The 3,648-nt window shown below is 55.4% G+C and carries 4 protein-coding genes; 2 read left to right on the top strand and 2 right to left on the bottom strand.

Going from position 1 to position 3,648, the window contains the following annotated elements:
* The first annotated feature begins 225 nt into the window (after positions 1 to 225).
* Positions 226 to 822: a hypothetical protein gene (locus DW49_RS0123650; RefSeq protein ID WP_024421447.1), complete on the top strand. Its 597-nt coding sequence runs from the start codon at positions 226 to 228 to the stop codon at positions 820 to 822.
* 97 nt (positions 823 to 919) lie between these two features.
* On the opposite strand, the gene DW49_RS0123645 is transcribed toward DW49_RS0123650, so the two are convergent.
* The gene (locus DW49_RS0123645) at positions 920 to 1,270 is read right to left on the bottom strand and encodes a hypothetical protein (RefSeq protein WP_005615310.1); all 351 of its coding nucleotides are present in this window, start codon (positions 1,268 to 1,270) and stop codon (positions 920 to 922) included.
* A 188-nt stretch (positions 1,271 to 1,458) separates the two neighbouring features.
* A complete protein-coding gene (cysZ, locus tag DW49_RS0123640; protein WP_024420968.1) occupies positions 1,459 to 2,220 on the bottom strand; it encodes a sulfate transporter CysZ in 762 nt (253 codons plus the stop codon).
* 368 nt (positions 2,221 to 2,588) lie between these two features.
* On the opposite strand from cysZ, the gene trxB reads away from it, so the two are divergent.
* Positions 2,589 to 3,551, top strand: coding sequence for a thioredoxin-disulfide reductase (gene trxB / locus DW49_RS0123635; protein WP_005615313.1), 963 nt, complete (start codon positions 2,589 to 2,591; stop codon positions 3,549 to 3,551).
* Positions 3,552 to 3,648: the final 97 nt, after the last annotated feature.

The following is a 3,648-nucleotide window of genomic DNA, read 5'->3' as shown; positions in this document are numbered from 1 at the left end:
TACAGATGCCCTATCGAAATGATGACGGAAATGATGTCCAAGCATCATGAGAGTCCATCCCTAACTCAATAGCCGGGTGTTGCACTCAGCCTCTGAAACCGCCGCTTTTTGCTTTGATTGTAAGGCTTGAAGTTTTCTCTTGTAGGAAGCGTCTTTATGTTTGTATTTTTTTTGCAGGGTTTCTGTTGGTCTGATAGTATCGCCCCCTTTTCAGAAGGACATGAAATGTCAGATTTAATGTATGCGCCCCCGAAAGCCAGCCTGGATAAGGCTGAGTCAGGCAGTAGCGGCCCGGAGTTTTATGTCGTGTCGTTACAGAAGTTTTTTATTCTGTATTTTTTGACGTCGGGTTTTTTCGCGACTTACTGGTTTTATCAAAACTGGTCGCTGAACAAGAAGTTCTCGGGCAGCAATGTATGGCCTGTTGTGCGCCTGATCTTTGCCGTTATTTACGCTTTTCCACTGTTTCGTACGGTGGATAAAAGTCTGCGGCGGCAGGGTCTTGGTCACATGGCGTACTGGGCAATCAGCGCCTCGGTGCTGCTGGTATTGACCATTGCGGGAATCCTGCTGGCGCAGGGTGTATCAGGGAACTTGCGATTCGAAATGGTCGGAGGCTGGCTGGTATGGGTCGTTGTGCTGGCCACTGCGCAGACTTTCAATATGATGCTGGTGCAGTCAAAGATAAATATCGCCGCGCATGATCCGGACGGGAGCAGCAACTCAAGGTTAACACTTGCCAATGGTTTCTGGATTGTCGCCGGGTGTGCCATGTGGTTAATGAGTATGCCGACCTATCTCTCCACTTCTACTTTAGGCTAGGCAGTGTTCATACCAGAAGAAGTACCGGACAGATAATTCATTATCTGTCCGGCGCTCTTTCAGGCGTTGTCGTCACGCAGCCTGTCAATCAGGTCGATTAGCCCAGGTCACTAACCAGCTGGCCGATCAGTTCGCCCACTTTTGCCAGATCCGGTGCAGCCAGGCGATGTTCGTCTGCATACGAATACGCCTCGCTGAACAGACCGGCGGCTTGCGTGGAGTAGACTGGAGCATCGTTTTCGTAAACACGGTTCCATGCGTCCTCAGCGAGCGAGGCGGAGAAAATAACCAGGCTGTCCTGCGCGTTGTTTATAGCGTTGATATAGACCTTGTCTGGATCGATCGACCACTCGGAAAGCTCGCTTACCAGAAAAGCTCGAATTTTTTCTTTGATCTCGGTAGCGTTTTGCTGCTTGGCGATTACATTAGGGTTTGTGTAGTCATTCATGGTTTAACTTCCTTGTTAAGTTCATGTGTCGTTATGTCTGATTGCAGGGCGCTTCACATAAACGGGTTGTTTGAGGCCTTATTAAGTCTCAGTCTTCAGTGCCCAGTGCGGTAAATAGTTATAGCGTGAGATTTTTTTTGCCGTTCAGGTAGGCCGGGCGCGGATTGCACGCCCCGGCATCTCGGCATTCAGCCGCGTGCTTGCGTCACCGGCAAGGCATCCGTCCCGCGCTCACGCACCCAGAACAGCGTTGCGGCTGCCACGGCGGCAGGCATCATCAGTAGGTTGACCACCGGTATCAGCAAGGCTACGTACACGATGCCGCCGAAGCTCAGGCTCTGCCAGCGTTTGCTTTTCAGCCAGCCGAGCATCTCGTTCCAGCCCAGTTTATGGTTGTCGGCAGGGTAGTCGATGTACTGAATCGCCATCATCCATACGCCAAACAGCAGCCACAGGGGCGCTGCGATGATGTTGGCCACCGGAATAAAGGACAGGATGAACAGCCCGAGCATGCGCGGCAGCATATAGCCCAGCTTGCGCGCTTCGCGGGCCAGCGTACGCGGGACCATGGCGACCAGTTCGGCCCAGCTGAAATCCGGCGATTCATCCACGCCACGAATCACTGCTTCCACTTTTTCGGAGAGGAACCCGTTGAACGGCGCGGCGATGATGTTGGCAACCACGGTGAAGGTGAAAAACACCATCAGCAGCACCAGTGCGACAAACAGTGGCCAGAGGATATAGCTGAGAAAGCTCAGCCAATGAGGGAGGGTGGGCATGAATGTGTCGACCCACAGCTCGAACTGATGCACCGCCAGGTAGATCAGGCCGCAGAACAACACGATGTTGATGCTCAGCGGCAGCAGAACAAACAGGCGCAGGCCAGGGCTGAGGACCAGTTTCAGGCCTTCCCTCAGGTATTGCGGGCCGGTCAGGGCAGGAGCGGGCATGGCAGCCTCCGAATGCTTGAAAGGCGTGACCTTACCGGCTTTGTGATAGCCGTGAAAGAGCTGATGGATGTCAGCGCTCAGGACCTTCAGCGGCATGTAGCCTGCGCTCGCCAAGGCTGAGTATTGATGCGAGTACAGCGCCGTGGCCCGGCCACCTTATAGAAGTGACCTATGGGGTGGATTGTGAAACGATATTTCCTTAACCTCTGCTACCCCGATAGGCTTGGCACCAATTTCAGGACCTGTCTCAGGAGTCAGAACTTTCAGGATCCGCCGAGTAGAATGGCACTTCCCCAAGTGCTTCGGCGGTCCTTTTTTATCCAGCTGTTTCGATTGCGGCTTGAACAGTCGGTCGATAGGAGCGTGTCATGTCAGACGTACGTCATTCCCGAGTCATTATTCTCGGCTCCGGCCCTGCCGGCTACAGCGCTGCGGTCTATGCCGCCCGCGCCAACCTCAAGCCACTGTTGATCACCGGCATGCAGGCTGGCGGTCAATTAACCATGACCACCGAAGTCGACAACTGGCCCGGCGACCCGCATGGTCTGACCGGCCCAGCACTAATGGAGCGCATGCGCGAGCACGCCGAGCGTTTCGAGACTGAAATCGTTTTCGACCACATCAATTCCGTCGATCTGGCCGGCAAGCCGTTCAGCCTGCAGGGCGACAGCGCGACCTACACCTGCGACGCACTGATCATCGCCACGGGTGCCAGCGCTCGTTATCTGGGCCTGCCTTCGGAAGAAGCGTTCATGGGCAAAGGTGTTTCGGCCTGTGCGACCTGTGACGGTTTCTTCTATCGCAATCGCGAAGTCGCGGTTGTGGGTGGCGGCAACACTGCTGTGGAAGAGGCGCTGTACCTGGCCAACATCGCCAGCAAAGTGACTCTGGTTCACCGTCGCGAAACCTTCCGCGCCGAGAAGATTCTGATCGACAAGCTGCACGCTCGTGTCGCTGAAGGCAAGATCGTGCTCAAGCTCAATGCCACACTGGATGAAGTGCTGGGCGATAACATGGGCGTGACCGGTGCGCGCTTGAAGAACAATGACGGCAGCAGCGACGAGCTGAAAGTCGACGGTGTGTTCATCGCGATTGGCCACACGCCGAACACTTCGCTGTTTGAAGGTCAGTTGGCGTTGAAGGACGGCTACATGGTTGTGCACGGGGGCCGTGAAGGCAATGCAACTGCCACCAGCGTTGAAGGTGTATTCGCGGCCGGTGATGTGGCTGACCACGTTTACCGCCAGGCAATCACCTCGGCAGGCGCAGGCTGCATGGCTGCACTGGACGTCGAGCGCTACCTGGACGGTCTGGCAAACGCCACGTTCTGATTGGCGTTATCAGCGCGGACCGGGCGACGCTTCGCTTGTGTGGGAGCGGACTCGTCCGCGAACTGCCGGGAACCGGTAGCAAAACCAGCCGCCTCGG

Origin of the sequence: Pseudomonas avellanae BPIC 631 (assembly GCF_000444135.1) — a bacterium.
GTDB lineage: Bacteria > Pseudomonadota > Gammaproteobacteria > Pseudomonadales > Pseudomonadaceae > Aquipseudomonas > Aquipseudomonas avellanae.
This window is presented reverse-complemented; position numbering and strand designations above follow the sequence as displayed.

Excerpts from the sequence above, each read along its gene's own strand:
- DW49_RS0123645 (WP_005615310.1), bottom strand. The coding sequence starts at position 1,270 with ATGAATGACTACACAAACCCTAATGTAATCGCCAAGCAGCAAAACGCT.
- cysZ (WP_024420968.1), bottom strand. The coding sequence starts at position 2,220 with ATGCCCGCTCCTGCCCTGACCGGCCCGCAATACCTGAGGGAAGGCCTG.
- DW49_RS0123650 (WP_024421447.1), top strand. The coding sequence starts at position 226 with ATGTCAGATTTAATGTATGCGCCCCCGAAAGCCAGCCTGGATAAGGCT.
- trxB (WP_005615313.1), top strand. The coding sequence starts at position 2,589 with ATGTCAGACGTACGTCATTCCCGAGTCATTATTCTCGGCTCCGGCCCT.